The 26,003-nt window shown below is 38.5% G+C and carries 21 protein-coding genes; 5 read left to right on the top strand and 16 right to left on the bottom strand.

Going from position 1 to position 26,003, the window contains the following annotated elements; all coding sequences use genetic code 11:
- The first annotated feature begins 133 nt into the window (after positions 1-133).
- On the top strand, positions 134-772 hold the full coding sequence (locus GQR93_RS02035) for a restriction endonuclease subunit S (RefSeq protein ID WP_003551858.1): 639 nt from the start codon (positions 134-136) through the stop codon (positions 770-772).
- On the opposite strand, the gene GQR93_RS02030 is transcribed toward GQR93_RS02035, so the two are convergent.
- Both GQR93_RS02030 and GQR93_RS02025 read right to left on the bottom strand, forming a co-directional pair.
- Positions 759-1,676: a site-specific integrase gene (locus GQR93_RS02030; RefSeq protein WP_003551857.1), complete on the bottom strand. Its 918-nt coding sequence runs from the start codon at positions 1,674-1,676 to the stop codon at positions 759-761. The genes GQR93_RS02035 and GQR93_RS02030 overlap by 14 nt on opposite strands.
- Positions 1,677-1,795: 119 nt before the next feature.
- Positions 1,796-2,518 carry a hypothetical protein gene (locus tag GQR93_RS02025; RefSeq protein WP_225430377.1) on the bottom strand — a complete coding sequence of 241 codons (723 nt, stop codon included), beginning with the start codon at positions 2,516-2,518 and terminating at the stop codon, positions 1,796-1,798.
- Positions 2,519-2,627: 109 nt separating this feature from the next.
- Between GQR93_RS02025 and GQR93_RS02020 the strand changes: the two genes are divergently transcribed.
- Entirely contained in the window at positions 2,628-3,194 is a 567-nt protein-coding gene (locus GQR93_RS02020) for a restriction endonuclease subunit S domain-containing protein (RefSeq protein ID WP_225442039.1), read from the top strand.
- A 172-nt stretch (positions 3,195-3,366) separates the two neighbouring features.
- Here the strand turns inward: GQR93_RS02020 and GQR93_RS02015 are convergent, their stop codons facing one another.
- The 5 genes from GQR93_RS02015 to GQR93_RS01995 all read right to left on the bottom strand — a co-directional run bounded on the left by GQR93_RS02015 (position 3,367) and on the right by GQR93_RS01995 (position 11,642).
- Positions 3,367-4,305: a DUF5655 domain-containing protein gene (locus GQR93_RS02015; protein ID WP_003551854.1), complete on the bottom strand. Its 939-nt coding sequence runs from the start codon at positions 4,303-4,305 to the stop codon at positions 3,367-3,369.
- Positions 4,306-4,437: 132 nt separating this feature from the next.
- Positions 4,438-5,679, bottom strand: a complete 1,242-nt coding sequence (locus tag GQR93_RS02010; protein ID WP_159298631.1) for a restriction endonuclease subunit S — start codon at positions 5,677-5,679, stop codon at positions 4,438-4,440.
- Positions 5,672-7,270, bottom strand: coding sequence for a type I restriction-modification system subunit M (locus GQR93_RS02005; protein WP_003551852.1), 1,599 nt, complete (start codon positions 7,268-7,270; stop codon positions 5,672-5,674). Before GQR93_RS02005 ends, GQR93_RS02010 begins: the two co-directional genes overlap by 8 nt.
- Before the next feature lie 15 nt (positions 7,271-7,285).
- Positions 7,286-10,162 carry a type I restriction endonuclease subunit R gene (locus tag GQR93_RS02000; RefSeq protein WP_202212591.1) on the bottom strand — a complete coding sequence of 959 codons (2,877 nt, stop codon included), beginning with the start codon at positions 10,160-10,162 and terminating at the stop codon, positions 7,286-7,288.
- 154 nt (positions 10,163-10,316) lie between these two features.
- Complete coding sequence (locus tag GQR93_RS01995; RefSeq protein ID WP_003551850.1) at positions 10,317-11,642, bottom strand: MFS transporter; 1,326 nt, start codon at positions 11,640-11,642, stop codon at positions 10,317-10,319.
- Positions 11,643-12,104: 462 nt separating this feature from the next.
- On the opposite strand from GQR93_RS01995, the gene GQR93_RS01990 reads away from it, so the two are divergent.
- Positions 12,105-12,281, top strand: a complete 177-nt coding sequence (locus GQR93_RS01990; RefSeq protein WP_003551849.1) for a hypothetical protein — start codon at positions 12,105-12,107, stop codon at positions 12,279-12,281.
- Between the two features lie 569 nt (positions 12,282-12,850).
- On the opposite strand, the gene GQR93_RS15225 is transcribed toward GQR93_RS01990, so the two are convergent.
- Complete coding sequence (locus GQR93_RS15225) at positions 12,851-13,021, bottom strand: hypothetical protein (RefSeq protein ID WP_003551848.1); 171 nt, start codon at positions 13,019-13,021, stop codon at positions 12,851-12,853.
- Between the two features lie 855 nt (positions 13,022-13,876).
- Entirely contained in the window at positions 13,877-14,518 is a 642-nt protein-coding gene (locus GQR93_RS01985) for an SDR family oxidoreductase (protein WP_003551847.1), read from the bottom strand.
- Positions 14,519-14,640: 122 nt separating this feature from the next.
- Between GQR93_RS01985 and dhaS the strand changes: the two genes are divergently transcribed.
- On the top strand, positions 14,641-15,231 hold the full coding sequence (gene dhaS, locus GQR93_RS01980) for a dihydroxyacetone kinase transcriptional activator DhaS (RefSeq protein ID WP_003551846.1): 591 nt from the start codon (positions 14,641-14,643) through the stop codon (positions 15,229-15,231).
- Between the two features lie 343 nt (positions 15,232-15,574).
- On the opposite strand, the gene GQR93_RS01975 is transcribed toward dhaS, so the two are convergent.
- Positions 15,575-16,402: an aldo/keto reductase gene (locus GQR93_RS01975; protein ID WP_003551844.1), complete on the bottom strand. Its 828-nt coding sequence runs from the start codon at positions 16,400-16,402 to the stop codon at positions 15,575-15,577.
- A gap of 231 nt (positions 16,403-16,633) precedes the next feature.
- Here GQR93_RS01975 and GQR93_RS01970 point away from each other — a divergent pair, with 231 nt between their 5' ends.
- Entirely contained in the window at positions 16,634-18,847 is a 2,214-nt protein-coding gene (locus GQR93_RS01970; RefSeq protein WP_035444272.1) for an alpha-galactosidase, read from the top strand.
- Between the two features lie 72 nt (positions 18,848-18,919).
- Here GQR93_RS01970 and GQR93_RS01965 read toward each other — a convergent pair whose 3' ends face one another.
- From GQR93_RS01965 to xylB, 6 genes are all read right to left on the bottom strand, one after another.
- Positions 18,920-20,257 carry an S-layer protein gene (locus GQR93_RS01965; RefSeq protein WP_225430375.1) on the bottom strand — a complete coding sequence of 446 codons (1,338 nt, stop codon included), beginning with the start codon at positions 20,255-20,257 and terminating at the stop codon, positions 18,920-18,922.
- A 229-nt stretch (positions 20,258-20,486) separates the two neighbouring features.
- Complete coding sequence (locus GQR93_RS01960; RefSeq protein WP_223801171.1) at positions 20,487-21,053, bottom strand: SOS response-associated peptidase; 567 nt, start codon at positions 21,051-21,053, stop codon at positions 20,487-20,489.
- A gap of 96 nt (positions 21,054-21,149) precedes the next feature.
- Positions 21,150-21,611 carry a hypothetical protein gene (locus GQR93_RS01955; RefSeq protein WP_035444270.1) on the bottom strand — a complete coding sequence of 154 codons (462 nt, stop codon included), beginning with the start codon at positions 21,609-21,611 and terminating at the stop codon, positions 21,150-21,152.
- A gap of 218 nt (positions 21,612-21,829) precedes the next feature.
- Complete coding sequence (locus tag GQR93_RS01950; RefSeq protein WP_003551837.1) at positions 21,830-22,291, bottom strand: hypothetical protein; 462 nt, start codon at positions 22,289-22,291, stop codon at positions 21,830-21,832.
- Between the two features lie 389 nt (positions 22,292-22,680).
- A complete protein-coding gene (locus tag GQR93_RS01945; RefSeq protein WP_003551833.1) occupies positions 22,681-23,904 on the bottom strand; it encodes an MFS transporter in 1,224 nt (407 codons plus the stop codon).
- Positions 23,905-24,346: 442 nt separating this feature from the next.
- Complete coding sequence (gene xylB / locus GQR93_RS01940; RefSeq protein WP_003555377.1) at positions 24,347-25,861, bottom strand: xylulokinase; 1,515 nt, start codon at positions 25,859-25,861, stop codon at positions 24,347-24,349.
- Positions 25,862-26,003: the final 142 nt, after the last annotated feature.

The following is a 26,003-nucleotide window of genomic DNA, read 5'->3' as shown; positions in this document are numbered from 1 at the left end:
TTCATCTTTTAAAACAAAATATTGTTACAAATTAATGTTAATCTGACAACGCTGGGAATTCAAGCACGAGTGTTGGTATGTTGGGAGAAAGAGCGCATATGAAGTTGGTCCGATTTAAAATATTAATATTTTCGTGTTTTTTATTTTAATAAATACCATTAATTTTTTGGAGGTCGCTTGGGAACAGCGTAAGTTGAAAAATATAACTTCAAAAATTGGTAGTGGCAAAACTCCGCTCGGAGGTAAAAAGGAGTATGAACAGAAGAATGGTGTATTATTCTTACGATCTCAAAATATAAATAATAATAGAATTGATTTGAACAATGTTGCCTATATATCCTCTAAAACAGATGAAGAGATGATCAGTTCATCTATAAATTATAACGATGTCCTTTTAAACATAACTGGAGCTTCCATTGGGCGAAGTGCTGTTTATAGGTTGGTGCGCCATGCAAATGTTAATCAGCATGTATGTATTATTCGTTTAGTCGATGGGTATGATTCTGATTTTTTACAATTATTTTTATCGTCTTATTACGGTCAAATTCAAATATTTCGTAATCAAGCAGGTGGTGGACGAGAAGGTCTAAATTTCTTTCAAATTGGAGAAATGACATTTAAATTCCCCACATTGAACGAACAAAAACGATTTTCTGAGTTCTTCATAGATATTCAAAATACCATCGCTGCCAATCAGGGTAAGCGTTTACAAATTAAAAACGCCCTTTTATCTTGTCAGGCGTTATTCTTGACACGTTTTACACTAAACTAGCTAAATGTTTCATAACTTTGTCATTATCTTGGTTCTCCAACTCTTGAATAATATGCAAATAAGTCTGTTGCGTGGTGTTCATATTAGAATGTCCCAGTCTACGGGCAACAGAGGCAATGCTAACACCCGCATACAACAAAAGTGATGCGTGGGTATGCCTAAGACCATGAACAGAAATAATTGGAATGCCGGATTTCTTGCATAGTCTTTCCAGATAATGATTAATCGTATCGTTATATACTTTTGACCTTACAAATATCGGTTTATCTTCCGATAATTCTTTCGTTAACTGAGAAAACTGAATGACCGTTTGCCAATCCAATTGAATTTTTCTCATAGACGAGAAATTCTTGGTTGGCGCAAACCCAGCCTGTCTCGATTTGTAATCCCAAGTCTTATTAATATTCAACGTTTGTCTGGCAAAGTCGAAATCATTTGGCGTAACAGCCAGCGCTTCAGAAAATCGTAAGCCGGTTTTAGTAATGAGTAAAATAAAATAATCCCAGTTCACACCTGCATCTAAAGACAAACTGTCTAACATTAATTGAACTTCATGTTGATTCAAAAATTTTGTTTTGTGTGGTCCCGGCTTCTTCCCCTTTATAATTGCTTTTCGAGTAGGATCACGTTCGAGGATGTCCTCCTCCAAGGCATCAATCAAAGAACTTTTAATATGTCGATGAAAGTCCATAACGGTTTGTCTTTCATGAGTTTCCGCATAATCATTAAGCAATTTCTGGTAAGTCAATCTTGATAGTTCACACATCCTCAAATCCGGTGCTAGAGAAACAATTTGTCGGTAAGTCATTTCATATTTGCGGTAAGTGACTTCCCGGACAGCATCTTTTTTGTATAGGTTCATCCAATCCTGAAAATATCGGTGTAACTTAATATCGCTAGCCATGATATTACCTCCATAAATAAATTAGAGGACACTTCATTTGCAGAAGCCCCCTCTATATTTATTAAACAGGCAATAGACCATAAAAAGCCAATTTAAACTCTATAATTCCAAAGCACGCATCAGTGTGACCATCGACCTAATATGTAACCATCATCGAAGCTGCTATCGTCACTGCCTCCTGAAGTTGGTGTGTTGTGCAACCATCGAATTAATTTGATAATTAACCAGAGGACCACCGGCGTAAGTATGACTGCCCAAATATCGTCCCAACTAATACCAGGCTTCATCGTTTTAACGTTGGCAACATGCTTATTAATAAACGGCGAAAAGCGGTTGAAGTATTGATAAGCAATATTCTTATTAACTATCTTCGTCGATAATCCTCGGTGAAGCTGCCAATTTTGGAAATCAGATGTAGCTCCATCTAAATCTTCACTCTTGATTAATTTAATTTGCGTTCCCTTACCAGGATAAGCAACTAAAAGTGAGACATGCATCTCCCATGCCTGCGCTTTCGAGTCGACTTCCGTTTCCCAATCATAATCACCATTCTTTGGTGTTGCCTTTTTAGCAATCTTGGCTAAAAGATCCTCACCCAAATTATCAATGTCCGAAGGCCGCCGATTTAATGTATAAATCCAAATTTGTGGTTTGTTACCCTCGTGCTGCCATTGGTGATTTTGTTGGATAATCTGTTGCTTTTGAGAAGGTTTTAAAAGATTCAATTGATCATGAATCATATCCTTTTCCGAATAAGTGGCAGCATGAGCAGTACTACTATTAATGAGGAATAGTGAAATTGCCATACATAGAAAAATCAAAATTCGACTGGTTATTTTCATATACAGACGCTTCTTTCAAATATAATAGCGTTTTTTCAATTCACGAGAATGTTATTCAATACAATTCCAAAAATGAACCCGATTTTAACACGCTTGGGAACAGCGTAAGTTGGGAGAAGGTCTTAAGCAACTAAAATCCTATTCCTTGCCCAGAAAGTATGAAGTACCAGAAAGTGATACTGAATACATTCATTATGGTGATATCCACACTTCGTCAAGAAAATATGTTGATAAATCATTTAGGTTGCCTAATATTAAATCAGGTGACTTCCAGCTACTTCAAACTGGCGACATTGTTTTGGCAGATGCTTCAGAAGATTATAAAGAAATTGCTGAACCAATGTTAATGAAAAATATCAAGGGAAGAAAAGTAGTATCAGGATTGCATACAATAGCTATTCGTCTTAAGTGTGGGGACCCCGTTTATTATTTATATCTTTTTTTGTCTCCGGGCTTTAGACATTACGTTTATAAAGTTGGAACTGGTTTAAAAGTATTTGGGATAAATTATGATAAGGTTCAAAAATATTTCTTAGCCGTTCCAGATGAAAAAGAGCAAAAGTATATTGGTAAAATTTTATTTTTAACTGATCAACTTATCGCTGCCAATCTGCGACAGCGTCTTAATAACTCACTAAACATAGAGAACCATTCAAAAGCATCAATCAATGAATAGAAATGTAAAAATCCAGAACACCCATTCTACATATTGATAACTATTCTTAGAAGCTTCTGAATAATATGCAAAACATTCTTCCATCTAATCCTTAGGCATACAATTCCCTATCAGACTACAATTATCCATTTGCTTTCACTCATACTGAACAAAAATAAAATCAAATTATTGCTCAACCTAACTTTTCTTTATCTCTCCAAGACTTTTTAGCAAGACTTAGAATATATTCTAAATTAGTATCGTCTTTAACAACTAATTCATAATCACCGTTTCCCCAATGGCCTATATGCTTCACATTTCGTGCTAATCCAAGGGAATCATCGAGCTCTCCTTCAGGACAATTAATCCATATTTTTAATTGCTTCTTTTGAATCTGAATATCAATGAAGTTATGCTTATGAATTCGAAATCCAATGTAAAGTTTAACTGGTTTCACCTCGATTGTGCTATCCCATGAGAGAATGGCATCTTTAAACGCTTGATATAATCGACGAATCTCTTCAGAACCGTTACTTAAATGATCTTCCTCAGTATATAGTGCGATTGAAGAAACATCTTTTACACTTTGCACCGACTTAGGCTTTGCGGCAACATGGGTATGTGCCGTTTGCCCCAAATTATCCTTTTCAATTTTATTAACAATCACATAGTCATTTGTATACTTGTTGACTTCATACAATTCAATCGGTAAAACCGGGTTGTTGACTGCGTCTTTTTGATACTGAGTAAATCCTTTTGCCACAAAAATAACTTTTATTTGAGACCAATCAAAATAGCTTTCCGATTCATTCACCCCATAGAAATGAATATAAAGTAAGATGAAGTCCGCCTTGTGATTTAAAAGAGTATTTAAATATGAGTACCCTTGATCAATCACACTTGATTTAGTCATATTCTTGTATTCCAAGATTACAAATGATTTAAGCTCTTCATCGAAAGCTACTGTATCTAATCGATAAATACCAACCGTAAATTCAGACGAAAGAAATTTATCTCCAAAAAGTTGTTCAACATTAGCTTGAACGATATTCTGCATTTCACGTTCAATTTTGAAATCTTCCGGCTTGATGATTTTTAATTTTTTATTCTCACTTATTTTATAAAGTTCCATTGATTACCACCTTCCTTACATCAAAATACATAATCACAAAAACAGAGAGAACCTGACTTAAAAACCACTTCCAAAATCCTCTTATTACAATATCACTGATTGGCAGCGATACGTATCTAAAAATATTAAAAATTAGACGAACATATTTTGCATCAAATATTTTTTTAAACTTTGTAAATGATCGAGCCGTCGTTGATTGGCAGCGATAAGAATAAAGATATTTTGAAATATCTTTCCGACTTTATCCTGTTCCATCCATAGTTGTGGAATATTTAATTTAACTTTAGAAAAATCTTTCTTTGTAATATGAGGTTGGGCAGATCCAACATGATCGTTCCTCATAAAATTGTCTATTATTTTCCCCCTTAGGCTAGATTCAAGAAATAAATTGGATAAATGTTGGCTGCTTTCTTTTCTAAGAATTAACATAGCAGAATTAATTCTTATCTCGGGAAATTTTTGACTGATGCTCTTATCATAATAAGCAACATTGCCTAACGTTCCTCTAGAGGTTAGAACAAAGTCACCCACATTTAGTTTTCCATTTTTTAGTTGCTTATCTTTTTGATCACTTATATATTTTTGGGTTTCAAAATTAAACCCATTTTTTTTAACGTTTCCGGTATCTAGGAATAGAACATTTCCACTTTCCAAGAAGTTTGACTCATGAGGATAGTTATGCCCTCTATCTCCATCAATAATATTAAAGATTTCTCCCAACTTACGCTGTTCCCAAGGATCAGTGAACCCTTTGAATCTCCACTCTTGATTAAAAATCTTTTGCATCAACAACTTCTTAAGTCGTTTTAGCTGTTCAAGCTTACTCTGATTGGCAGCGATAATGGAGTCAGTTAATTTCAAGAAAGATCCAATTATAACTTGCTCATGAATGCTAGGCGTATCAATAATTAAATTACGTATAACATTTAAGCCGATGAACTTTTGTGTATTACCAGCAGTTTTCTCAGAAGTCAATCGATTGAAAACATCAGATTTCAAATACTGTATTAACCAATGATTCTGAATTGGTCCATCATTTTTTAATAAAGCAACATTTTTGATGGCAAAATTCGATTCGTCCAACAATACTGGATTACCAATTGTACCTATCATTCCAAAAATAATATCTCCAACATTTACCTTAGATCGTTTATTAATTGAATCAAAGTCAGATTCAGATATGTATGACACATCTGACAAGTTTAGCCCAGAATCGTTTAAGTTTTTAGAGGTGACAAGGGGATATCCTTTTGGAACATATCGTGGCGAATCATGTGTGCCATCTTTTATAGTTTTTACTTCTCCCAACTTACGCTGTTCCCAAGGATCATCAAATCCCTTAAATCTGATTTTAGGCTGTTTTTCCTCACTCATTCTTGAACAACTCCTTAATCTTTGTAAGCTGCTGTTGAGCGACAGGGTTCTTGCCTTCCAGATCATCCAGCATTGACGAAAATTCTGACTCTAATTTGCTGATTTGTTCGTCCGTGTCCTTAATATCAGCAACCAGTTTGTCCACATCGACTGGCGGTTCCGGTTCGAACGTATCAACGTACCGGGGAATATTTAAATTGAATTCATTTTCTTTAATCTCGTTAAAGTCAGCAACATGCGCAAACTTTTTAACATCTTTCCGGTCTTTGTAAGTATCAATAATCTTTTTGACATTTTCATCAGTTAAGTTATTTTGATTTTTACCCTTTTCAAAATCTTTTGAAGCGTCAATAAATAAAATGTCATGGTTGATTCTACTCTTGTCAAAGACCAGAACAACCGTTGGAATTGACGTCCCATAAAACAAATTAGCCGGCATCCCGATGACAGCATCCAATACATTATCTTTTTCGATCATGTATTGCCGAATTTTACCTTCCGCGGCGCCTCTAAACAGAACCCCGTGAGGCAATACAACTGCCATTCGACCATCTGTTTTCAAGTGATATAACATATGTTCCACAAAAGCAAAATCTGCCTTAGACTTGGGAGCAGTTTTCCCATATTTTCTAAACCGTTCATCATCCAACTTATCGGTTGCGTTCCAATTTGCTGAATACGGTGGATTAGCCACCACCGCATCAAAGGTCCGCTCTGGAAACTGATCATTTTCCAAAGTATCTCCCTGTCTCAAATCAAAACGACTGTAATTAATTCCATGCATTAACATATTCATTCGGGCCAAGTTATAAGTTGTACCGTTTAGTTCCTGACCATAGTATTCGGCAACCTTTGCATAGTCACCTACCCGTAATAGCAGAGAACCGGATCCCATTGTTGGATCATAAACTGTTCGAACTTCTTCCCTATTAAGTGTTACCAGTTGTGACAGCACCTTGGAGACTTGTTGAGGTGTATAGAATTCTCCGGCTTTTTTACCAGCCGTTGCAGCAAATTGGCCAATTAAATATTCGTAAGCATCACCTAAAACATCAATTTTTAATTCATTTTCGTGAAAATCAATATCTGCCAAATTCATCATCACTTTAGCGATCAATTCACTACGTTCGGCAACGGTTGAGCCAAGCCGCGAGGATGCCAAATCCATGTCTTCAAACAAGCCTTTAAAGTCATCCTCTGATTCCTGGCCAATTGTTGAACTTTGAACTTCATTAATTGAATCCTGTAGCATTTCGATATCAAAATTACCGGCTTGAATATGCTGAATCATCGAATCAAACAAAGCCTTTGGTTCAATAAAGAAGCCTAGTGAAGATTTGATTTCAGCAACTAAATCATCTCGATAATCTTCATCTTGATAGGCTTCGCTAAACGTATATGAATCATTTTGCAGTAATTGATTTGCGTACATCTGAACCCTCTCAGACAAGAACCTATAAAAAATCAATCCAAGAATATAATTTCTAAACTCACTTGCATCCATGTTGCCTCGTAAATCGTTGGCAATTGCCCACAGTCTCTTTTGAAGTTCAGCTTGTTGCTGTGCCTGTTCCGTATGTGTCGCTACCATTTTGTGTCTTCCTCTTTACGACATTGCAAATCGTTTGATTGTCTTTTGGACAAACGATTTGATGCGTTTCTTTATTGTTATTTTTTGCTTAAAGTCATAACCTGCTTCACTCAGGGCCTTCATAACCTCCTGAGAATTTGTCCGACCATAAAAATCATAATCACTTAATTGATGGTCGATAATATCCAACGGAATTTTATTTTTTTCAGAGAATTGTTGAATTTCATTCTGCCGACGTTTTGCCAAATACTTATTTAATTCATTACTGACATTTGCGTCAGACTGTAGCTTGGGAATAATTTGATCCAAAAAATCCGCCAACAAATCTGCTTTGGATTTCAATTCCGGATTATCCGCATTATTAAGCATCCGTTTAATCTTATTTGTGTCTGACTTCTTTGATTCCTTACTGCCAAGATTGATTGACTTAATCAGATTCATAATATATTCAACGTCAATTTTATCCGTCTCCAACAGTTCAATTTCAAAATCAATATCATCAAGAATTGAAGCTTTCTCCCCACCACCGTCTTCTTCTTGCTCAAGCGCCTGGTGGGCAGCAAAATATTTCGAACGATACTGTTCCATTTCCTGTTCAGATAATTGATTTTCAAATTTATCCCAAGAAAAGTCATCATAAACACGTATTTTATTTTGTACCCGCAAAACATCCCTAAATGCCAAAACAAAATCTTTAAGCTTATCTTCACCTTGATTATGAAGGTCGTCCACATCCCCAGGGGTGATCGCTACCTCTTTTAATCGCTTGATTTTATCGTCAAATTGGTCTGCCAGCTCTTGATAGGATGGCACAACTACAAAGTTACCGGAGCCACCGGAAAACAATTTGATAGCATCATCCGTTTCCTTTTTAATATTTCGATAACAAATAATATTTCCAAAGGGTTTGGATTGCTTTTCAATTCGGTTGGTTCTGGAGAACGCTTGAAGAAGGCCCTGCCACTGTAATCTTCTGTCAACATATAGAGTGGATAACTTAGGCGAATCGAATCCGGTTAAAAACATATTGACAACAATCAGAATGTCAATATTATCATCCGGTGTCTGAGCGTTATGTTCTTTCATGCGCTTAGAAACATCTCCGAAATAATCTGAAAACTTATCCGTACTAAATGCCGTGCCATATTGATGATTATAATCGTCGATTACTGCATCCAAGCCGTGACGAGATGTTTTAAACTTTTCATCCTGTTTCTTTTCGGCATCCTTTTCATTTTCAGCCCAAGTAAATATCGTTGTGATTTTAAGATCACTGTTTGATTCTTCTTTTAATTTTTTAAACACTTCATAGTATTTAAGCGCTATATTAGTGCTTGGCACTGTGAAAATAGCATTATATTGTCTATTTTTAGTAACGTTACCATGGTTCAACATAATATGCGTAGCAACCTGTTTAAGCCTCTCTGGGCTTTCAAAGGCCGCTTTGGTATCAATACCGGGAACCTTTTCGTCATCAATAGTAGTGTCCTTTCCCTTGATTGTTCCGATATATTGAACACTAAACCCGAGCACATTATGATCCCGAATGGCATCTTTAATAAGGTAATGATGTAATTCTTCATCATAGAGTGTTTTAGTTGTCCGCCCATCTGCCCCGATATTTTCGGAAAAGATCGGCGTACCTGTAAAGCCGAAATGCTCAGAATTTTTAAACCAATTATTGATATTTTTTCTCATCTCACCAAACTGGCTACGATGAGCTTCATCTTCGATAAAAATTACTCGTTGATCATGAAATTGGCTTAATAACTTTTTATATTTTGGATTACTAATAGCAACGTTCATTTTTTGAATGGTTGAAATAATCAGTGGGTCGTCTTTAGATCGTAACTGTTTCACCAGACTACGCGTGTCATCCATTCTATCCAATGCAGGTTGATTAGTCACGGATTTAGGTAAATAAGAATTAAAGTTTTTAGCCGTTTGTAGATCCAGATCGGATCGATCGATTAGAAAAATCACTTTCTCTGCATCGGTTTCACGCGTAAGTCGTTGTGCAGACTTAAAGGCGGTGATCGTCTTGCCAGAACCTGTCGTGTGCCAGATAAAGCCATTCTTTTCCGGATGATGCTTAGCCTGATTCACAATTGCTTCAGTTGCGTAAACTTGATATGGTCGCATGATTAACATTCTCTGATTGTCGTTATCAAAAATTGTATATTTGGCAATCATACTATGCAGTCTTTTTGGCACAAAGAAAGATGATGTAAAGGCATCAATATCATTCAACCAATTATTTTGTCGATCTGTCCAATAAAACATAAAATTGGAATTAAGTTTGCCATCACCATTCGCAAAATACCTGGTTTCATCACCATTCGAGACTACAAAAAGCTGAACAAACCGATAAAGTTGCCGAAAGGATTCGTCACGATAGCGAATGATTTGATGAAATGCTTCAGAAAAGTCTACACCACGTTTTTTTAATTCAATTTGAACGATTGGAAGACCATTAATCAAAATAGTAACATCATATCGATTAACATACTTCGTATTAACCGTTACTTGATGTGTCACTTCATATGTATTATTTTGATAATCGTGACCATCAAAAAATTCTAAATATAATTGAGAATTATCATCCCGTTGAATCACAATTTTTCCGTAGGGCTGAATATCCGCTCCCCTCAACAACTGGGCGATCTCAAAGATATTTCGTGCGCCAACCATTTGATGGAGCACCCGGCTAAACTCAGTGTCGCTTAACGGGGTGCCCTTAAGTCTTTCATCGTTTCGTTCATTTAATAAAGTCCGAAAATGATCAGTTAATTGTTTTTCATCGCTAATTTTGACAGTCTTGTATCCAATTGCGTTAAGCCGGTTCATAAATCTTTTTTCCAGTAACGCTTCAGATTCATATCCTTCACTCATTGATACCAGCCCCCTTACAGATTCAAATATGTAATAACTAATATTCTTCTTTATATTATCATAGCTAAGACTATTGAGGTATACGATTCCAATAAAAATACAGCCAACCATCGTTAGCTGTATTTTTAGATTGTATTAAAAAAGTTAAGAATCATTATTCCTTAATCTCATCCAATATCCGCTGCTCATCATACAACCTCATTACAAAGTACATTGCTGCATAAATCACCAGCGGAATCCAAACATAATTCACATCAATCATCGTAATTGTTGCGCTATTCTGCGTCTGGTTGGCAACGTATCCAGAAATATGAAACAACCCGGCTGTAATCAAGCCGCCGACTCCCAGCCCGAAATTGACACCAAAATCATCGGTCGAAGCCAAGATGCCCTCTGCCTGAACGCCCATACTGACCCCATATCGGATTGTATCCGCAATCATGATCGACACCAAGCCAATAATAATACCGTTACCAATTGAGTTAATAAAGATACCGCCAAACAGCGTTGGCATATTGCTTAGATAAACACCAAGTGCAATCACGATTTGACCAACAAAAGCGGTCAAAATGCCACCCACCATGGTGCGTTTTTTACTTTGGGTTTCCGTAATCCGCATGATCAACAGTACACCGATTAATGACGTAAACGTAAAACTGTTAGCAAGTGGCACCAGGTTTTCATTTCCCAAAACATACTTAAAATAGTAGATAGTGGTTTGATTCTTAATCGACGTGACCAGCCAGTACATAAAAATCGATACCGAAATAACAATCCAAGGTTGATTTTTGCGAATCATTGCGGCCACTGACCTCAATGGCTGATGTGCAATATTTGGATTCGCATACCGCTCACGAACGTGGATAAACGTATTCAGAATCAGGATCAACGAAATAATACCAAACAAGATAATCGTGCCAAGAAAACCTGCCTGTTGATTTCCCTTTCCGAAAAGTGCCACGAGCGGCAATGTAAATACCGCCACTATAATTTGAACCAAGCTGCCAAAGAACTGACGGATCACACCGAGTAACGCCAACTCACGCGAATTTTGCGACATCGTTGGTAAAATCGACGTAATCGGTAAATTAACCGCTGTGTATAAAAAGCCGAGCCCCAAGTATGTAAAATATGCCCACGCCAATTTGCCACCGTATGAAAAACCGGGTGTTATAAACGTAAGAACAGCAAAGATCACATAAGGGAATGCATACCACAGAAAGAACGGTCGACTCTTACCGAATTTAGAATGCGTTCGATCGATCATCACACCAATAATGAAACTTTCCGCCACATCCGCTACTCGAGCTACCACAAATAAAATGGCAACCGCACTGGCACTTAGGCCATAAACGTCCGTGTAGAAAAACAGCAGGTAAGTTGTCATCATTTGAAAAACCAAATTATCAGCCGCATCACTTAATCCGTAACTGATTCGTTCAGGCCAGCGGGTTACCCAACCGGCAGTTGTTTTTGCCATTTAATCACCTGATTTGCTTTAAATTGTTAACATCCTTATTGTTAACAACTATTCTAGGCGTTTCCAGGTGTTAATAGCAATCAATTGTCAATTTTTATTGCGCAAAGGCCATAAGAAAAGACCTGAACTTGGCGTCCAGATCTTAAGGGAAGAGTTTTCATTTTATATTGAAGGGTATTCATATACATGAAGTTAGTTAAGAAATCGTTGAGTTAAATAATTATTTGAGGGGTTAATTATTTTACACATTTTCTCGTTACAAGCTGCTAAAATCCATCGCATCGCTTCCTTAATTATATTAAGAGAGTGCTGATTTGGCTTTGTGGTACAAATCAAGTTGGCTTTGCATCTCTCTTATTTGATTGTCTATATCATATCGTCCTTAGCTTAACTGAAGCTTAAGTTAAAAATCTTTTTTGTTTTTTTCTCGAACTTCTTTAAAAGCGGAAAGAAGGAATCAAAATGCAAAACAATGAAACAACTTTTGAAAAAAATTTGACATTACCATTGATTGTTCCGGGCAATGATGCTTGGAAAGTAACTTTTAGTAATGATAACCTATTAGGCCGAATTGCCAATCTTACCATCTATGTGGTCTGTCCAATTGTCCTGTTGATTGTCCTTTATTTGGGTCTTTGATCTTTTTTAAGAGAATCCAACAACGCTTCGAAGCCTTAACTAAGGGATTGGAGCATTGTCATTGTCAAATATAATCATCGAATACCCTCCTATAAGATAAGAAAAGGTCCTGCTAACGCAGGACCTTTTGAGGGGAATTTTTTTCATTATATCGAAGGGTATTCACATCATGAAGTTTGTTAAGAAATCGTTTGAATTTGTGATTATTTGAGGAGTGAGTTTTTTAGTGTTTTTGCATGCAATTTGTAACTAGTTAAATGTCATCGCATCACTCCTTTCAAAGTTAGCGTGTGTGTACTGAGTTTCAGCTCTCGAACTGGATTAACTCAAGGGTTTACCGTATTAGTAGCAACTCCACACAACGATGCGGGTATGCTCGAGAAGTTTCCTATCATATTTAAACTTTGGTTTGATTTTTGCACTGTTTGCTATTGTCATCAGTCATCATTCCTTCCGTTCGATCATAGTCATTATCAAAAGAGGCTCTTTTTATCCCTGCCTCTTATTTTATTGTCTACATCATATAATCCGGAGCTTAATCGAAGCTTAAAGCAATCAAATATAGTTAATTAATTGAGAGGCCGCCTGGAAACAGCCTTGTTACCGTTTTGTTTGTTGTCTTTACCATTAATCGTTGTTGGTGTCGTATCCGCATTGACAACAATTGAGCTTGCTGCCGTTGTTCCAAACATTGTCAAGGCAGCCCCTGATATATATAAAATCTGTTTCATTGTCATCATTTAAAATCTCCCTTCAAGTTAATTCTTTCAATTGAATAGTTAATGATCACGACTTATTTTTAGTGAGCATTTAAATTTTTAATTATTTAGTTTTTATTGCCAAGTTGAAAGTTCGGTGACTATCGTTATTTTTAGACCATTGGCATCGTCCCCTTTCAAATTTGATTGTCTACAGATTACCTGTAACAACTTAATCCAAACTTAAATCAGACCCATCAAACAGGAAATTTTTTTCTTAAAGGTTGCGCTAACCTTTTAAAAAATTGCCAAGGATTACGAAAAAAACCGCAGTTTCTTCTTTTTGTGTCAGGAAGGAAATGCAGCTTTTTATTTTGTCACTACATAGAAAAAGGCCCTGCTTTCGCAAGGCCAATCTGAGGGAAAATGTAACTAGAGTGTGTATTCGTTAGAAAGTATTGGTATTAGTCATTATCTGGGGCGAGTTATTGTATCGGGTATCCTAACTGTACATTGCATTTCCCTAAATATTCAGAGCGGGGGTATTAAGGGTTCATCATCTTCAAATACATTTTCGCTTGGAGTAGGGGTATCATCAGAAGAAATCATTTGCTTAAACACTCTGAATATTTAATATCTAAAGAATAACGAGCTTACCTTAACTCAACCTTAAAAACAGTTAAGTTTCGAAATAAAACGATATTTAACCAGTACTTTCACTTCTAACATACGAAGTTGTTAGTCAAAGTTTAAACTTTTCGAATTCTAAAAAAGTCGGTTCCGGTTCAAATCAAAACCAATTTTATTTTAACAATCCATTTAAAAACCGAAAAGATAATTCTTTGCCTATTCCCTTAAAGCCTCAACGCATCTACTCCCAATGCATTGACCGTCATTTTAATAAAACGATGGCTTGTCCCCATCCGTATTCGGCTGGTTAACTCCAACAGAATGGCGGCTTTCTTTATCAGGTTCATTAATGAGATGAACGACGAAGTCTGCAATACTTTTTCGTGAAACTTCGGTTCCTTTAAATGGTTCTCCCTTTTCGGTTGTTTCATAACTGACAATATCCTTGTTGGATAACCAAGCCGGCCGAACAAGTGTATAATCCAAGTCAGAATTCTCAATGATTTTTGCGGCCGCTGCATATGTTTCCAAATAACCGCCATCTAACATTTGATGATTCCATTTACCGAAGTTACCAGGTACTTCATCATAAATACCCAAAGTAGAAATCCAAATCAATCGTTTGACACCGACAGTATTCATTGCAGTTACAACCGATTTAGCCTGCTGCTCAATATTTTTACCTGCTAAGTTAGCATACACAATATCAATGCCCTTTAACGCCTTTTCAAGAGATTTTGTATCTGTCGTATCTCCTTCAACAACCATTTCGCGTTTATCATCACTCGACTTCAAACGATCGGCATTCCTCAAGAACAGGGTCAATTGATGAGTCGTTTTCTCCAACAATTCTTTCTCAGCCAATTTGGCAATCTTACCGTTTGCGCCAAGAATCAAGATCTTTGCCATAAATAACATTCCTCCCTTATTGCTTCTACATATACTATGATAAGAAGGAATCAACTTAAAGAAAACGGACAATTGGGGCTAACTGTCCGCAGGATCACTCAAAATTTTAAAGGGGCCTTTAAATGATTTCACAAACAAAACTTAAGATTGCCAACGCAACTAAACATTTAGTGGTATCACAACCGTTCGATCATATTTCGGTCACCAGTATTATGGAAGCCGCTCAATTACGTCGCCAAACATTCTATGACTATTTCCACGATAAATATGACGTCCTTGATTGGATTTATACTGTTGAAATCAATGAAGCGGTAAAATACTGCAATACTTATCGCTACTGGCCGCAAACACTTCTGAAAATGATGACTTATTTTGAAGAAAATCGTGAATTTTACCAAAAAGTCATTGAAATTGATGAACAGAATGCACCTGAAAAAGTCATCACAAATCACATTCGCCAAATGGTCGGCAACATCTTTATTGATCTCAGCAAAAAAGAGCAGCTGCCAATTAACACTGACTACTGCTCTTTTCTACAGGAATTATTAAGTCGTACTTTATTGTCTGAATTGAAACGTTTCTTACGCCCCGATAGTCATTTAAATCTCCACGATGAAGTTGCCAACTTAAGGGATTATTTAGATGATGGGATTAATGGCTTGCTTCTGAGAACCAGACGGATTGACTCATATCGGCATTCGCAAAGCTTGTGAAGACTACTTAGTTGCAGGAATTCTCCACTGCTACCGAGCCGAAACGTGCAAAAGAAAAGCAGACCCCGGCCATATAAGTCGCCACAGCAAACATTCCAAAACCGGGAATATTCATTATCACTGCTACCAAGCCAAAACGTGCTCCGCCAACCATAAGCTTGCATGTAAAGGCACTTGCATTAAATTCCGAATTCAGGAATTCTTCGCTGTTACCAAGCCGAAACGTGCTCCAAGAGACAACTCCCGGCCATATAAGGTCACTAATCAGACATTCCAAAAACAGGAATATCTGATTAGTGACCTTATATTCTGGGAGTTAACCGTCTCTTTCCGCACTCTGACTCTATCCGAAGTCACTCCCACTCAAATCATCCAACAGCTCCATATCATCCGGGCTGATTTCAAAATCAAGTTGAGTATTGTTTTTAATGTGTTCTTCATTGACAGCTTTGGGTAATGGTAGAACATCGTTTTGAAGCACGAACTTGATCGCTAATTGTGCAATGCTAACACCATACTTATTTGCCATCTGTTGAATATCCTGATTCTCAAATAATGCACCGGTTGCTAACGGTGAATATGCTTCAACCAAGATCCCATTATCTTTGGTGAATTTAGTGATCTGTGGTTCCGTGTACCCGGCAAAGTAACGGATCTGGTTAACGGCTGGTTTGACGTCTGCCATATCCAAAATATTCTTTAAGTCATGAACATTGAAATTCGATACACCAATGGCCTTTGCTTCACCACTATTATAAATATCCTGCATTGCCTGCCAAACTTCACGATTGGCTTCATCATATTCTGTTGAGCCGCGTTGTCCCCATGGCCATGGTGCATGAACCAGATATAAATCCAAATAGGAAAAATCCAGTGCCTTCATCGTTGATTTGAAGTCTTTAATAACCCCATCATAGGTTTTGGTTTCTGCCGGCAATTTAGACGTAACAAAGACGTTTTCCCGGTCAACGTCCGAATCAAAGATTGCTTGGCCAACACTTTCTTCATTCCGATATGCTTTAGCCGTATCGATATGACGGTAGCCTGCCTTCAAAGCAGCCGTTACTGCATCGTAAGTTGGTTTGCCATCTGGAATTTGCCAGGTACCAAAACCGACTTTAGGGATTTCGTTCCCCGTATTCAATTGATACGTTTCAGTTAGAATTGACATTGTAATGCCTCCTCGTGTTGTATTAAGTAGTTACATTATGGAACTTAAACTATAAAAACGCTAGAAATTGGCATTTCAGATTATTCTGAGTGCCGCATTAAAAAAAGGGATTAAGAGTTGTATTTATTTGTGAAAACGGTTACTTTATATAATGTAAAGAAAATCATTAAATTGATGCGGCATACAATACGATCTCTTAACCGCATCATTTATTTTGAAAGGATGGCTCCTATGACAATCAATGTTAACGAAGCAAATCTTGTCTTTCATCTTCAAACCGACCATACCAGCTACATTTTCCGGATTATGGAAAATGGTGAAGCCGGCCAAATTTATTATGGTCAAAAAATCCACGTTCAACCTAATTATAAGAATCTCACTTCAAGAGAATGGCGAGACGATAACCCGTCATTAAGTGAAGAAGATCCCAATTTTCAACCGCCCGCAATCAAGTCTGAATATGCCAGCTTGGGCAAAGGGGATTTCCGTTACCCCGCCTTTCAGGTCACCCAAGAAAACGGGAGCAGAATCACCGAACTAACCTATGACCATTACCAACTCCTGAATGGTAAAAGCCGGTTGGTAGATCTGCCATCAACTTTCGATGATACAAACGACGATGCCCAAACGTTGGTCCTTTCTTTTAAAGACCAAATTACCGGATTGACACTCGATCTTAATTACAGTATTTTCCCTCACCAAGACATCATCGTTAAAAGTGTCAAATTTACCAACCCGAGTTCAGAAAAACTGGTCTTAAACCGGGCACTCAGTTCACAACTTGATTTACCGGATTCAAATTATGACCTCATTCAATTTTCCGGCACTTGGGCTCGCGAGCGTCACTTGTATCGTAACCAATTAAGACCCGGCATTCAGAGTATCAGCAGCCTTCGTACGTCATCAAGTCATCAACAAAATCCATTTATGATGCTGGCACGTCCACAGACCACTGATGAACAAGGTGACGTTTTTGGTTTCAACCTTGTTTACTCCGGCAATTTCTTAGACTCGGTCGAAGTTGATCAATATGATACCAGCCGGATCCTAACCGGTATCAATCCAGACGAGTTTGGTTGGAACCTTGCTCCCCAAACATCGTTTCAGACACCGGAAGCAATTCTAAGTTATACAACCGAAGGCATGAACCAACTTTCCCAACAAATGGCGGATTTCTACAGTCAGCATTTGGTTAATCCCAGGTTCACGCATGAAGATCGGCCAATTCTAATTAATAATTGGGAAGCTACCTATTTTGACTTTAACGAAGCCAAACTTATGACAATTGTTAATCAGGCTCATCAACTCGGCATTGAAATGTTCGTGCTCGATGATGGTTGGTTCGGTCATCGGGATGACGACACCACTTCCCTGGGTGATTGGTTCGTTGATAAGAAGAAGTTTCCAAACGGTATCGAACACTTCAGTCAACAGGTTCATGATCTTGGTATGAAATTCGGTCTGTGGTTTGAACCGGAAATGATTTCCATCGACAGCGACCTTTATCAAAAACATCCCGAATGGATGATCCATGATCCCAAATCGACACCAACTCCCGGTCGACATCAATTCGTGCTTGACATGACTCGTCCGGAAGTAATTGATTATCTGTATAATTTGATGAGTCACATGATTGAATCAGCCGATCTGGACTACATCAAATGGGATATGAACCGCCATATTACTGAAATGTTCAGCTCGGAATTAACCAGTGACCAGCAATTAGAGATGCCACATCGCTATATTCTCGGGGTCTATCAACTATATGATCGCCTGACAAAGGCTTATCCAAATGTGTTGTTTGAATCCTGTGCCTCAGGTGGCGGTCGTTTCGATCTCGGTCTTATGTATTACGCACCTCAAGCATGGACCAGTGACGATACCGATGCAGCAGAACGAATGCTTATCCAATTCGGGACTTCCTATGGCTATCCACAATCTATGATGGGTGCCCACGTTTCAGCTGTGCCAAACGATCAAATGGGTCGAATAACCTCTCTAAAAACCAGAGGTGCCGTTGCTTTCTTCGGTGACTTTGGTTATGAACTCGATATTACAAAAATGGCACCGGAGGAACTTGACCAAATTAAAGACCAAGTTGCCTTCTATAAACAATATCGTCACCTCTTCCAATTCGGAAAGTTCTATCGAATTGACAGTCCATTTGTTGGAAGTGGTAACGTTATTAGCTGGCAAGTTGTCAGTGATGACCGAAAACAAGCAATTGCGGCCCGTTATCAACTGCTAAACCATCCAAACGCACCATATACCAGATTCTATTTCAAGGGCTTGGATCCAAATCAGCAGTATCAAATCAATGATGATGCAGAAACATATTATGGTGATGAATTAATGAATGCCGGCTACTTTGTCCCAACCATTCTGGCAGACGGCAAGGAATCCAAGGACTTTTATTCACAACTATTTGTCGTAAAGGCTGTCTAAATGATGTCATTTAAGCGACTAAAAACGGCTTCCAAAAATGGAAGCCGTTTTTTAATTACTTTTTAATGGCTATTAAGCAAGCGGATTTGCTTTATAGAAGAGTTTAACAGTATCTCCATACTTGGCATTCGCATTTTCCTGCTTTGTCTTGGTTGCATCAAATTTCCATGAAGGTGTTTGATATCGTCCATTAATAAGAACCGGATTTCCCGTCAAGGAAGCCAAATTGCCACCCTTAAAAATATCATTATCAAATACCGTTGCTGGAATTGTGCCTTGGGTTGCACTCGTAAAGACAGCTTTATCAGTATCGTTGAATACAGGATAAATACCCTCAACCAGTGCGGAACTCGAAATCGGTTGATTACTGTCCGAATCATAATAACTCAATTGTGAGGTGTAGTTATGAGCAACTTGATCAACGTAAACGGTGTAGTTACTGCCGACCGTCACATTGGCAACCGGATTATTAGGTTGACTCTTGCTGAGCGTGTAGCCGGTTGGAATATTTTTATTAGCAACATCCGTTAATTCAGATGAGTTGTTTAAAATATCACCCAACTTTGCCCCATTTGCCAGTTTGGCGCCACTCTTCAAATCACTGTTCTGAATAATCCAGTTATAGGTTTGACCCACCTGTTGACCGGATGCATTCAGATAAACAATTTGAATACTGTTATCTTTGGTCGGCGTTGTCGTTGGTGTCGACGGCGTGGTTGGCGTTGACGGTTTACTTGTTGGTGCATTCAAACCACCGGCAAATACCCAACCAGTAACGGCGGAATTGTTGTCATCAGTTACTTGATAATACAACCATCCTTCACGGGTCTTAGTAGCGGCACCCGTAACTGTAAAGGTATCACCACTCTTGTAGCCACTCATATCAGCTGGTTGTGCCTTATATTGACTCCATTTTGGATTAACCCAAAGTGAATTTTTAGCAGCGTTAGCTAACGTGTATCCCTTTGTAACGGATGGCATGCTGGCTTGAGTCATCGTATTAGTCGATGAAATACCACCGCCAAATGATGACGTTGTTTTACCACCGTAGATCCAACCACGAAGGCTGCCATTAAAGGAAACAACTTTATAGTAAACAGATCCTCTATTAGTGGTTGCCACTCGATATGCCCGGAAGTATTGTTGGGAACTATTTGAACTGCCATACTGTGACAGGGTTCCCTTGCCGGCAATGACTCGAGCACCACGAAGCGTTCCTGCTTTGGTGTACAAAGCATTTGTTCCGTTGGTTACCACGTTTCGAGTAGTCGGATCACTTGATAACGTAGAGTTTGAAGCTACGGTTGCGTAAGTCTTGGCACTCGCATTTGTTGTCGCAAATCCGGTTGCAGCAACTAAAGACAATGCTGCCAAACCAACATACAATGACTTTTTCGTATCAAATTTCATATTTATATATGCCCCCATATATGATCTATGCGGTTCTTTTACCGCAACTTCAATGTAACACCATCCAAGGGCAAAGCGTTAATTTTACGTCTGGATTTAATCGAACTGACGTTTTATTGAGATAATCTTAACCTTTTTGAAATTAATTGGCATTTTTATTTAACAAAAAAACTGATCTACTTTACGTATCACCTTTTGTCATTTAATAACAAATTATTAATGATCTAAATTATTTTGGAACCTTTGTCACACTCAATGCCGGCATCCGATGCTGAATCAATCCTCGAGCGAAGTCGTTATCAAACAACCATTGTTTAATGTCTTTTTCACCGATTAACACCGGCATCCGATTATGGATCGGGCTCACATTTTGATTAGGTTCAGTTGTCATAATGATTGAACGCGGGCCATCCTGTTCATTTCGAATAAAGCCACCGACAAATATCAACTGATCATCAGGGTACGTAAAGTAGAACTTATCCTTTGCCGGACTCCATTCGTAAAAGCCGGACATCGGAAACAAACAACGATTTGTTAAAAACGGTGTTCGAAACATCTTTTTATCGGTGACGGACTCGGCACGGGCATTAATAATCAACTGATTTTCCCGAAAGCCCTCAAATCCCCATTTAATACCGGAAAGTTGTGTTTTCTGATGACTGGCATTAATAACAGCCGTCACGTCGTTTGGAAAGACTTCACCGGTCTTCACGTTAATTCCGGCTTCCTTCAAAAGGTTAACCAACTTTTGAAGCCGCTTTGATTTTAAAACATCAAAATAATATCGTCCACACATTATCACACCTTCTCTTTTATCTGCCATAACCCATTATGTCACAATCAATTAAAAATCGGATTGAAGCTAAACCGCCTCAACCCGACTTTTAATTGATTAACTTCTGAGCTTGTATTCAAACCAAAGACGATCTTCATAAGGTTTTAAAGCCTTTTCCAGCTGCACCCTAATGATATTAACCCGAAAATCCGCGGCTAAAATAGCACCACAAATGACGAGCATCGTAACTTCAATCACAACTAATCCCCAATTTTGCTTAGCTGTCATGACCAACCATTGTTGTAAGGCTAAAATACCGATCATTGCCAGTGTCTTGTTGGCCAACCAGTACAACCGATGAATCGCTCGAACCTTCTTAGTCACCAGCTTTTGAAGATCAGTTGTGAGATTGGCAGATTCCTCAAGGGCAATTTGAAGTCCCCTTGCGTTCTTCTTTAATAATTCAGAGACATAAGCAGATGATTTGCCGACTCTTCTCATGGAGAAAAAGTCACCGATCCAAAGCGCAATCAACATATAGATCAGAAAAAAATCAGTTAATTTCAAAAAATCGGTCATTTCAATCCCTCCCATTCTGACTTCTATGGTTCAATTGATCAAAACCAAACCATCCTTAACGGCATCCCCCAATGCGTTAACTTAAAATTCTGTTTGACTATTTGCGAAAAGTATACAGCCATCTACAATAAATGTGTAAGATTATGCCTACAAATTTGTAACAGACAAAAAGGCGGACAACTGCACTTTCGCAGTTATCCGCTTAACGTTTTTTCTAATTAACTTCGAAGTTGATATTCGAACCAGAGACGATCCTCATATGGTTTGAGTTTTTTCTCAAGCTCTACTCGAACATGATTAACTCGTAAATCTGCAGCTAAAATAACCCCGCAAATAACCAGCATGACCAACTCGATCACAACGAGTCCCCAATTTTGTTTGGCCGTGATCACAAGCCACTGTTGAAGACCGAGTACCAAGATCATCATGACATTTTTATTTGCCAACCAGAACCAACGATTAATCGACACAAGTTTTTTGGAAATAAACGCTTGGGTTTGTTCAGACATATGTACCGGGTCCTTGATTGCGATTTTTAATCGACCGGCATCGTTTCTCAATAATTTTGAAACATATTCGGATGACTTCCCCTGCATTTTCATGGAAAAGAAATCGCCAACCCACAATGCAATTAACAAGTATAGCAACAGGAAATCTGTAATCTTCAAAAATAGTGTCATATGTATATGCCTCCAGTTTCTTTCTCAATCAATTGCTCTCTTAAATCAACTGATGAATCCCACATGTAAAATAAGTAAATTTCAACCTAAGATAATCAACTTATGAAAATATGCTATTTAACTTTCATAGGATCAATTGGCTTAATACTTGATTTGGAAACGATTATACAATCATTTTCCAAGACCGGCTATAGCTTTTGAACCCTTTTTTCAGGTAACGTTTTCATGAAAACGACACCATTCGGATAAGGATTGTTTTTACTTAAGTTGTTAAGAAAGATTAAAGATTCTGCTTTTTCAGGTATAAAAAGTTGAGATTCACGCAATAAGTTCTTTTGCGCAAATCTCAACTTATTTTTGATGATCTTAATTTTTTCAAAACAGCCACACTAATCTATCGGTGCAATCCGCTTACCCCGATCTTTTCGATAAGCAATCAAGACGACTCCGAGATTAATCAGTACAAGCAAGGTTGTCATTAAGAAGACGTATCGATAATCCAATATTCCCGCAACACCTGATGCCATCATTGGTCCGATAACCGCTCCCACTGCTTGGGCCGATTGATTATAACTAAAAATTCGACTAACAGAACTGGCAGGTGTTTCCAATGTCATCACAGTTTGTGTAATCGGCATCAACGCTGCATTGGCAATTCCGATTAAGAACCGTAAAATTCCCAACATTAGCACAGTTGTCACAAACGTCATCGGGAAAAAGACGACTGCTGAAAAAATGAGCCCAGCAAGCAGGATTTTCTCGGGACCGATATGATCACCGAGTTTCCCAAGGGTTGGTGCCGTCAAAATTGTGGCGATCCCCGGAAGGGCCGCAACAACACCACTGATAAACGCCACGTTTCCATGACCATGCATCAATTCCCTAACAAACAGACTAATAATCGGATTAATCGACATGGTTGCAGCCATAATCAGCATTGAGGAAACGATCATTGCGGAAACAACCCACTTTTTCTGTATACCGGCAAAAGCATCCTTGATCCCCAGTTTGGCACTTTTTTTGACCGGTTTGAAATCTTCCTTAACGAACAGCCATGTTGAAACAGCAGCCAAAAACATCATAAAACCGAAAATATAGAAAGGTAATCGATAGCCAAACACGCCGGATAGGTAACCGCCGATAATCGGGCCGATCAAATTACCACCAACGTTTCCGGTCGTCAGCGTTCCCATTGTATGCCCACTTTCTTCCTGAGGTACCTCACTGGCCATCAGGGCATAGGCATTATTGATGTATCCGGAAAAAGTTCCCTGGATAAACCGAATTAATATTAATGTCCAAACATTTGGAGCCAACCCACAGAGTGTGGCACTGATGGTCATCCCAATCGATGCTCGCAGCAGCATTGGCTTGCGTCCGGTCCGATCAGCCAAGTTCCCCCACATTGGTGAGACAATTGCTTGGCTTAAGAACACACTCGAAAAGGCCAGCCCTGAATATAACGTTAATTCCCATTTTGGAAAATTACCGAATTCTGAAATGAACAGCGGTAAAAATGGTAACGCCATACTGGCTCCAGCACCGGTCGCAAAGTTGCCGAACCAAAGTGCCCATAAATTTTTCTTCCATTGTGGTGTTTTTGATTTTGCCATAATTTTTTATCAAGATCCTAACTATTATCGTATTCGAATTAATTGCACAAGAAATATTATAGCGAGAATAGTTGTATGTTGCAATTTTAATTTTAGAGTGTGCGCAGCAAAGCGGTTAATGTTCGGAGTGTAAGACGTTCATTTTGGAAATCCCGGTTTTGGATTTTCGAAATGAATCTCTTACATGCAGAACATTGCTTTGAGGAGCAGTCCTAATTTAGTGTGCGCAGCAAAGCGGTTAGCACCCGGAGTATAAGACGTCGATTTGGGAAATCCTGGGCTTGGATTTTTCAAATCGATCTCTTATAAGGAGCGGTGCTGCTTTGAGGAGCAGTCCTAATCTAGTGTGCGGAGCCAACCTGGGGATAAACCGGAGTGTAAGATGTTTATACAAAAAATAACCGTCCCAAAATGCTAACGGTTACTTCAGTAGATTTACTATTTATTTTTCTTGATTTTCTCGTCGATAATCAACTAATTCATGCGTCATTTCTTTAGTACTTGGATAAATCTTTTTATAAATCTCATGCAATTTTTGATACTTCTTCACATTTGCCGGCTCGGGCAAGAAAACATCTTTAAATTGGACAAAAACTTTAGTGCACTCGGAAACGCTCTTGAACCAGCCTAAGCCAACGGCTGCCAACATTGAAGCACCAAGACCGGGTCCCTGCTCATTCTTCAAAGAAACAACCCGAGTGTTAAAAATGTTAGCTTGAATCTGTTGCCAAAGTGGACTTTTTGCACCACCACCAATGGAAACAACCGTATCAAACTGACTGCCCTTAGCTTCATATTCGTCCATTAAATCTCTGAACGAGAAAATGATGCCTTCCAAGACCGCTCGAACAAAATCATATCGCTTATGAATACCATCAATGCCAATAAAGCTTCCCCGAATATCGGCATCTGCATACGGCGCCCGCTCACCAACGATGTAAGGTGCAAATAATAGTCCATTTGCGCCAACGGTTGATTTAGCAGCACTTTCAACAACTGACGTAAAATCCTCGTCAGCTGCAAACGTCTTTTTGAACCAACTTAATGAAAAACCGGCAGCAAGTGTCACGCCCATCGAGTAAAAAGCATCCGGAATGGCGTGATCCTCATATTGCAAAACACCATTATAGTTGGTCTCCTTATTTGGTTCATATTTTAAAATCACGCCGGATGTCCCAATACTGGATAACACTTTGGTTGGACTATCAATACCGGCACCAACGGCACCACAGGCATTATCGGCACCACCACCGAAAGTTTTGGTATCTGTAGACAGTCCGGAATATTCAGCATACCAATCATCAATGTTCCCTGTATCATCAATTGAACGAACCAATGATGGGCACAGGCTCATTGGAATATCAAAGGCATCAAGGATTTCCTGACTCCACTGCTGTTTTTCAACGTCCAACATCACTGTTCCCGTTGCATCAGAATAATCAATGGCTAAGTTCCCGGTCATTCGAAAACGTACATAGTCCTTGGGAAGCAACATCGTTTTTGCTTTTGCAAAAATTTCCGGTTGATTTTCCTTTACCCATAATAGCTTTGGCAAGGTGAATCCTTCCAATGGTTGATTATGGGTAATTTCGATAAAGCGATCACCCATTTTTGCCATGATTTCTTCACGCTGCTTGGTAGAACGGGTATCATTCCAAAGCATTGCCGGTCGCAAAACTTGGTTGTCTTTATCCAAAAGAACCAATCCGTGCATTTGGCCAGAATAACTAATCCCTTTGATTTCTTCAGGTTTTAATTTATCAGTTAAAATAAGTCGAACAATCGCTACCGTCGTTGCACTCACCCAATCTTCGGGATCCTGTTCTGCATATCCCGGCTTCGGTTGGCGCAATGGGAAATCCATCCCTTCCTGAGCGATGATGTCACCATCTTTGGTAACAGCGGAGACCTTAACCGCACTGGTTCCCAGGTCAACGCCTAAGACGCACTCGGTCATAATAACTCCTCCTCTTCTTCGAAAAAAGGAATGGAAGGTGAGTTCCATTCCTCTTTATTATATGTTATCTATCTTGCAATTTGTTTCTCTGGGGGTAACAATTAATGTTTCATTTAAAATTATTTAGCGGTGCTAACCGCTT

Source organism: Lentilactobacillus hilgardii (assembly GCF_009832765.1).
In the GTDB taxonomy this organism is placed as follows: domain Bacteria; phylum Bacillota; class Bacilli; order Lactobacillales; family Lactobacillaceae; genus Lentilactobacillus; species Lentilactobacillus hilgardii.
This window is presented reverse-complemented; position numbering and strand designations above follow the sequence as displayed.

Excerpts from the sequence above, each read along its gene's own strand:
- GQR93_RS02030 (WP_003551857.1), bottom strand. The coding sequence starts at position 1,676 with ATGGCTAGCGATATTAAGTTACACCGATATTTTCAGGATTGGATGAAC.
- GQR93_RS02025 (WP_225430377.1), bottom strand. The coding sequence starts at position 2,518 with ATGAAAATAACCAGTCGAATTTTGATTTTTCTATGTATGGCAATTTCA.
- GQR93_RS02015 (WP_003551854.1), bottom strand. The coding sequence starts at position 4,305 with ATGGAACTTTATAAAATAAGTGAGAATAAAAAATTAAAAATCATCAAG.
- GQR93_RS02010 (WP_159298631.1), bottom strand. The coding sequence starts at position 5,679 with ATGAGTGAGGAAAAACAGCCTAAAATCAGATTTAAGGGATTTGATGAT.
- GQR93_RS02005 (WP_003551852.1), bottom strand. The coding sequence starts at position 7,270 with ATGGTAGCGACACATACGGAACAGGCACAGCAACAAGCTGAACTTCAA.
- GQR93_RS02000 (WP_202212591.1), bottom strand. The coding sequence starts at position 10,162 with ATGAGTGAAGGATATGAATCTGAAGCGTTACTGGAAAAAAGATTTATG.
- GQR93_RS01995 (WP_003551850.1), bottom strand. The coding sequence starts at position 11,642 with ATGGCAAAAACAACTGCCGGTTGGGTAACCCGCTGGCCTGAACGAATC.
- GQR93_RS01990 (WP_003551849.1), top strand. The coding sequence starts at position 12,105 with ATGCAAAACAATGAAACAACTTTTGAAAAAAATTTGACATTACCATTG.
- GQR93_RS15225 (WP_003551848.1), bottom strand. The coding sequence starts at position 13,021 with ATGATGACAATGAAACAGATTTTATATATATCAGGGGCTGCCTTGACA.
- GQR93_RS01985 (WP_003551847.1), bottom strand. The coding sequence starts at position 14,518 with ATGGCAAAGATCTTGATTCTTGGCGCAAACGGTAAGATTGCCAAATTG.
- dhaS (WP_003551846.1), top strand. The coding sequence starts at position 14,641 with ATGATTTCACAAACAAAACTTAAGATTGCCAACGCAACTAAACATTTA.
- GQR93_RS01975 (WP_003551844.1), bottom strand. The coding sequence starts at position 16,402 with ATGTCAATTCTAACTGAAACGTATCAATTGAATACGGGGAACGAAATC.
- GQR93_RS01970 (WP_035444272.1), top strand. The coding sequence starts at position 16,634 with ATGACAATCAATGTTAACGAAGCAAATCTTGTCTTTCATCTTCAAACC.
- GQR93_RS01965 (WP_225430375.1), bottom strand. The coding sequence starts at position 20,257 with ATGAAATTTGATACGAAAAAGTCATTGTATGTTGGTTTGGCAGCATTG.
- GQR93_RS01960 (WP_223801171.1), bottom strand. The coding sequence starts at position 21,053 with ATGTGTGGACGATATTATTTTGATGTTTTAAAATCAAAGCGGCTTCAA.
- GQR93_RS01955 (WP_035444270.1), bottom strand. The coding sequence starts at position 21,611 with ATGACCGATTTTTTGAAATTAACTGATTTTTTTCTGATCTATATGTTG.
- GQR93_RS01950 (WP_003551837.1), bottom strand. The coding sequence starts at position 22,291 with ATGACACTATTTTTGAAGATTACAGATTTCCTGTTGCTATACTTGTTA.
- GQR93_RS01945 (WP_003551833.1), bottom strand. The coding sequence starts at position 23,904 with ATGGCAAAATCAAAAACACCACAATGGAAGAAAAATTTATGGGCACTT.
- xylB (WP_003555377.1), bottom strand. The coding sequence starts at position 25,861 with ATGACCGAGTGCGTCTTAGGCGTTGACCTGGGAACCAGTGCGGTTAAG.